The 6,161-nt window shown below is 25.1% G+C and carries 6 protein-coding genes (1 of these 6 running past the window's edge); 3 read left to right on the top strand and 3 right to left on the bottom strand.

From position 1 onward, the window contains the following. On the top strand, positions 1-77 hold the final stretch of the coding sequence (locus MarbSA_RS09640; protein ID WP_221061516.1) for a hypothetical protein. Its footprint begins 118 nt before the window's first position; only the last 77 of its 195 coding nucleotides appear in the window; the start codon falls outside the window, past its left edge; its stop codon occupies positions 75-77. Positions 78-109: 32 nt separating this feature from the next. Here the strand turns inward: MarbSA_RS09640 and MarbSA_RS09635 are convergent, their stop codons facing one another. Continuing rightward, complete coding sequence (locus MarbSA_RS09635; protein WP_221061515.1) at positions 110-979, bottom strand: YrhK family protein; 870 nt, start codon at positions 977-979, stop codon at positions 110-112. Between the two features lie 483 nt (positions 980-1,462). Here MarbSA_RS09635 and MarbSA_RS09630 point away from each other — a divergent pair, with 483 nt between their 5' ends. Together MarbSA_RS09630 and MarbSA_RS09625 are read left to right on the top strand one after the other, a co-directional pair. Next, the gene (locus MarbSA_RS09630) at positions 1,463-2,596 is read left to right on the top strand and encodes a radical SAM protein (protein WP_221061514.1); all 1,134 of its coding nucleotides are present in this window, start codon (positions 1,463-1,465) and stop codon (positions 2,594-2,596) included. Between the two features lie 216 nt (positions 2,597-2,812). Beyond that, positions 2,813-4,012, top strand: coding sequence for a MalY/PatB family protein (locus MarbSA_RS09625; protein WP_054835490.1), 1,200 nt, complete (start codon positions 2,813-2,815; stop codon positions 4,010-4,012). A gap of 282 nt (positions 4,013-4,294) precedes the next feature. On the opposite strand, the gene MarbSA_RS09620 is transcribed toward MarbSA_RS09625, so the two are convergent. Continuing rightward, the gene (locus MarbSA_RS09620) at positions 4,295-4,927 is read right to left on the bottom strand and encodes a class I SAM-dependent methyltransferase (protein ID WP_221061513.1); all 633 of its coding nucleotides are present in this window, start codon (positions 4,925-4,927) and stop codon (positions 4,295-4,297) included. Positions 4,928-5,334: 407 nt separating this feature from the next. Next, positions 5,335-6,081 carry a DUF4013 domain-containing protein gene (locus MarbSA_RS09615; RefSeq protein WP_054835757.1) on the bottom strand — a complete coding sequence of 249 codons (747 nt, stop codon included), beginning with the start codon at positions 6,079-6,081 and terminating at the stop codon, positions 5,335-5,337. Positions 6,082-6,161 lie beyond the last annotated feature (80 nt).

Here is a 6,161-nt window from a genome sequence, read left to right as displayed (position 1 = left end):
CCAACAAAAAAAATTGCAAAAAACAAAACAACAACAACACAAACACAAACACAACAAAAAACAAAACAACAAAATAATAAAAATAAAAAAGAAATATTGAGTATTGAACTTATTTAACTTCTTCATATATTCTTTCAGGCAATAAAAGAATTGCACCAATTAAAAAACATACAGCTCCTAAAAAGGTACCCATATTAACTAAAAAACTATTAAGATCTAATCCAGTGCTTGGAATAATAATAGCACCAATTGCAGATATTCCAAAAAATATAGAACCTAACATATTAACTCCTGAAATATTCCATGAAAAGCTACTAAGATCCCATGAAAAAAGTCCATGGGAAACTTCTATCCAAGCTAAAAAACTTGCAATTAAAAAACAAATCGATCCATACATATCAGGAATCCATACTAAACCGATTAATTGATGTATGGATAAATTATTAAAAATAGCATAGAATGTAGTTAAATTAAAAAATAATGTTCCAATAAATTGAACTACAACAGACCACCAGCTAATCCTTTTTGGCATGAAAACAAGAAATTTAATTTTGCTTTTTCTCTTTGACAAATTTTTAGAACTGTTAATCTCTTCAAAATATTGTAAAAAAGCAGCACTAGTAAAAAAAATTGAACCTATAAAGTAAGTTAAAGCATCATATGTAGCTCCAACAAATTTTAAATATGCAGGAATAGCTCCAAATGCAAAAAATATGGCCCCTATGGAGAAAAGTATACCAATCCACCACCCAATAGCTCCTGGAGCCCACCAAGTAGATCCAACACTGGTGTCGAATTTAAAATTATGTTTTCGATTATGTCTAGAGTCCCACTGAATTAACTCTCCTTTGGAATTCTTTAGTGTAGCTTTTGTAACAAAGGGTCCTGGACCTTGAGCATTTAAACAAGTCCAAGAATTTGGAAGATAAAAAGGAAGATTTTTACACTTGTCAGTCTTATTTTTATCTTCTATTCTCATTAATAGTCACCATTTAGATATATAATCAATAACATTATATTTAGAACTACAATAATACTTTGATATACAATATAATATTCCACATTATAATAAAACACACATGTCATACTATTATACTAATAAACATTACAATAAGAGACATAATAATACATATTCAATGTTACAGTATATTCAATATTACACGTATATTAATATACATTATAATACATCATATAATAGCTCTTTATATTCAATATTATAATTAGTTATTAAAATATTATTTCTTTTTAATTATTTGAATGTTTATAATATTTAATTATTCACATTAAAAAAAAAACTAATAACAATTAAAAAGCATTGATGAAACAAGAAAAATAAATAAAAAAATTAAAATAATAATATAGTTAAGTGTAGTTAAGTTTATATTATATAACAATTGTTATATTAATTATAATATAAAAATATTTTATAAGAAATAGATTTTCAATAAAAAGAGAGATAAAGATGATAGATTATTTACTACTAAAAGCATTATTACTTACAGAAGGTGTGTATTCAGATAAAAAAAGTTTGGAAGGAGTAGGAACTAAATATAAAGAGCAGAATCATGGTCTTTTTGGTTGGGATTTTGAAAATCACAAGGAAATAAAGCTTCCAGATGATTTTTATCTTCCAGATGGTACCGTAGTTCAATATCGTTTAAATTCATCTTCACAATATAATGTTAAAAAAGTTGATGAAAAATTAATATTATATAAAAATGAAGATTCTATTTGCGAAGTAAGATGGATTGATCGGCCAGAATATTACAATAAAAAAACAACAACTGGAAAAGAAATGGTTAAAATAGGGCAACTTGGAGGAGAAGATTGTTTATTCTTTTGTTTTCAAAACTATTGTTCTAATTTTAAAAATAATAAGCAATGCTCATTTTGCAACCTTGTTCCAACATCAAAAACATATAACTCAGTAATTAGAAAAAAAGAAGCTCGAGAAATAGGAGAAGTCACAGCTGCAGCATTTGACGAAGGTCAAGCAAAGCACATAAATATGACTGGAGGATGCTATATAAGTGGAAAAGAACTTGAAGTAGTTAGTAATATACTATCTGAAATGAGAAGACATACAGGATTAGAAAAAATTCCAGGATTAGTTGCACCAGCACCAGCAAAAGGAAATAATATACAAGAATACTACGATACAGGTATAGAAACACTCAGCTTTAATATGGAAATATGGGATCCAGGATATTATAAAGCAATATGCCCTGGAAAATCTTCAAGCACAAGTCATGAAGAGTTTATAAAATCTATTAAAGAAGCTGTGGAAATTTTTGGAGAAGGAAAAGTTTATGTAGCTATGGTAATGGGATTAGAACCAAAAGAAACATTTTTAGAAGGAATTGACTTTTTATCAAATTTAGGAGTTAATATAATTCCATTTGTATGGGCTCCAAACCCAGGATCAAAGTTAGAAGGACATAGAGCTCCATATGCTAACTGGTATAAAGAAACAATACTTGAAGCTTCTGATATTGTATATGAACATAAAGTTCCATGGGGCTTAGAAAATCACTGCTATAAATGTGATGGAAACTCCCTTTTACATGATGCTTTGAGATTAAAAGGAATTGAATGATAATAATAGTTATAATAAAAATAATTATAGTAATAATGATAATAAGATGATAATAACTTGAATAATAATAATTTTAATAAGTTTTAATAAATTGTGATAAAGGTTGATACTAAAAATAATAGATATAATATAAATAATGCTAAAATTAAGAATTTAAAAATTATGAAGTTAAAGATTAAAAATTTAGAAATTAAGAATTAAAAAAGGAGTAAGAAATTGAAATATAACTTTGATAAGATAGAAAATAGAAAAAATACTTCATGTCTTAAATGGGATATGATGGAAGATATATTTGGTTGTGATGATTTAATTCCAATGTGGGTTGCAGATATGGATTTTCCCTCACCTCAACCAATAGTTGAAGCTATTAAAAAACGTGCCGATCATCCTTTCTTTGGATATACACAAGCTCCTCAAACATTAATAGACACAGTTGTTAAAAGAGTAAAGGATAAGTTTAAATGGAATATAAAACCTGAATGGATTGTGTTTACACCAGGAGTTATATCTGGATTAAATATAGCTCTTAATTCACTTACTCATCCAGGAGACAGAGTTATACTTCAAGAACCATGTTATCATCAATTTTTCCCAGTTGTTAAAAATAGTGGCTGTCAAATAGTAACCAATCCACTTAAATTAGTTGACAAAAAGTATGAAATAGATTTTGAAAATCTAAAAGAAATATTTTCCTATAAACAGGGACATAACCCATACTACAAACCAATAAAAACCATCATATTTTGCAATCCAAATAATCCCACAGGAAGAGTTTGGAGAAAAGAAGAAATAGAAAAACTTGGAAATATAGCTATAGAAAACAATTTAACTGTTATTGCAGATGAAATACATAGTGAAATTCTTCTAAATGGAAATAAACATACTACCTTTGGATCAGTGTCAAAGGAATTTGAAGAAAATTGTATCGTATGTATATCACCAAGTAAAACATTTAATTTATCAGGAATACATATATCTCCAATAATAATACCTAATGAAAAGATTAGAAGAGAATTTATAGCTACAATGAATAGTATGGTTCCTTCACCAGACATATTTGCATATACAGCCCTTGAAGCAGGATTTAAATACGGTGATGATTGGTTAAAACAAGTTTTAGAATATTTAGAAGAGAATTTAAACCTTTTAAAAAATTATTTCAAAGATATTAAAGGTATGACACCAATTATTCCTGAAGGCACTTATTTAGTATGGATAGATTGTAAAGGTCTTGAAATGGACAATGAAACATTGAATGAATTTTTAAAGAAAGAGGCAAAAGTATGTCTTGAAGATGGATCATTATTCGGAACAAATGGAAAAGGTTTTATGAGGATGAATATAGCTATGCCTCGTCCACTTCTAGAAGAAGCATTGAAACGAATAAAAAATGCTGTTTATACATTAAACTTATAACTAACTTAAAAATTAATTATAAAATAATTGTAAAATAATTATAAAGAATTAATATAAAATACATATAGAGTAATAAACAAATAAAATACCTATAAATTATTTATAAATTAATAATAAGCTAATAAAAACCAAATAAAAGAAAAATAAAAAGAATTAAAAAAATATAAGAATAAATACAAAAATTAAAAAAATTAAAATATAGAAAAGTGAAGTAATAAAAAAGTAATTTAATAAAAGATTAAGCACAATAAACAAAAGTAAAAATAATAAAAATATAAATTTTTATTCTTTTTTAGTTGCTATTGCACAAATCCAATTATTACCTTCATCTTTTTTAAATATATTTATATCGACAAAATTAGAATCATTTAAAGCTGATTTAAGATCATTTTCTGAATAAATTTTCATATCCAATAATTCTATATAATCACTCATTTTTTCAAGAATATGTTCTTCACCAGCAGCTTCATTACAAATAAAGATCTTACCATCTTTTTTTAATACCCGATTGACTTCTTTCAAATCTTCAATAAAATCTGGCCAAAAGTAAACTGTTTCAAACCCTGTAACAATATTAAATGTTTCATCTTCAAAAGGAAGCTTTGATACTGATCCTTGAATTATCTCAACTTTTCCTTCTTTTATAGCTGTTTTGTTAAAATGTTCAGATTTTTCAACACTAAGTTCAGAATAATCCAATCCATAAATTTTTCCATTTGGAGTCATTTCACTAAATCTTTTTACATTAACTCCACCACCACAGCCAATATCAAGAATTATATCATTATTTTCAATATCTAAATGACTGATACCCCACCTAGCTAATTTTTCATGAGATTCATTCATTTTTTCAATCATCTGAGAGCCTAATTCTCCCTTAGGTTTACGTGCATTGATTATTAATTTTTTGTCCATAAGTTATACCCACATATATTATTTAATTTTATGCTATTAAAAATATTGTTTTCATTATATAAATTAAATAATCTAGTAAAAAATTAGGATTCTAAATAATAGAAATAATATTTAAAAATAAAAAATAAAAATTAGATAAAACTATACTTCTATTAAAATGTAGATATAGCAAAAAATTTTAATAAATACATTACTAACTACATTTTTAATAATATCATACATTAAAATAAACATATATCATTGATTTATAGTTAATTATTAACAATTACATCTATATCTATATGTCATAAATCATTATATTCCAATAGATTATTTAATTTATTTTACAAATTACTAAGATAAAAATACTAATATAAATGAAAAATAATATAAATATAATAATAAGTATAAATATCATCCTAATAATTTTATTCTAATTCTCTCATATTATAAATCAAACCTATTGCTCTACTTTCAAAAGTTAAAAAGAAAGGCAATAAAAACATAATCGCAATAATAACAAATATTCCAATAATAAAAATAGAAGTAATGTAAAATGCAAAAGTTCCCATAAATTTTATTAAAAATGCAATTGATAACCCTATAAGTGATATTAAAATAAGAAGTGTTCCTAAAATTCCAACTATTAAAACAATACACCCTAAATAGAATTTTACATATCTAAAAAATCCAATAGACTTAATAATTTTTATGAGTTTTTTAATATTAAAAGCACTTTTTAAAGACCCTTCATTAATCATGTTAGGAATAGCCACAATAGAAAATAAATAAAATATTAACCATACTATAATAGTCAATGCTAATATCCCAATATAAGGACCTAAAAGGGAAATATTTGTTGCATCATTAAATATATGATCTCTTTCATGAAATATTAAGAATAAAATTATTCCTGGCAACAAATAAACAAATCTTACTATAGCTACCTTAAGTCCTTGGATAAACATATTACTCCAATTTTTATATTCCGGCAGAGGATCATTACCATTAATAGTCCCTTTAATTCCAATATCTGTTATTCTATAAGAATAACCTGTTACAAAAAATATAGGTATAATAAAAACACTGAAAATCGATAAAACACCTAATTTTAAAATAGATTCAGGATCTTTAAAAGAGTATTCAAAAGAATCCTTAAAAATTTCTAATATCATGAAAAAAACCTTTAATTAAACCATAATTCTATAATACCTCATGAAAAATTATTAAAATAATATAAAAACTTTTCATTAAG

Source organism: Methanobrevibacter arboriphilus (assembly GCF_019669925.1).
GTDB lineage: Archaea > Methanobacteriota > Methanobacteria > Methanobacteriales > Methanobacteriaceae > Methanobinarius > Methanobinarius arboriphilus_A.
Note: the sequence above shows the minus strand (reverse complement) of the source record. Positions and strands in the feature narration are given on the sequence as shown.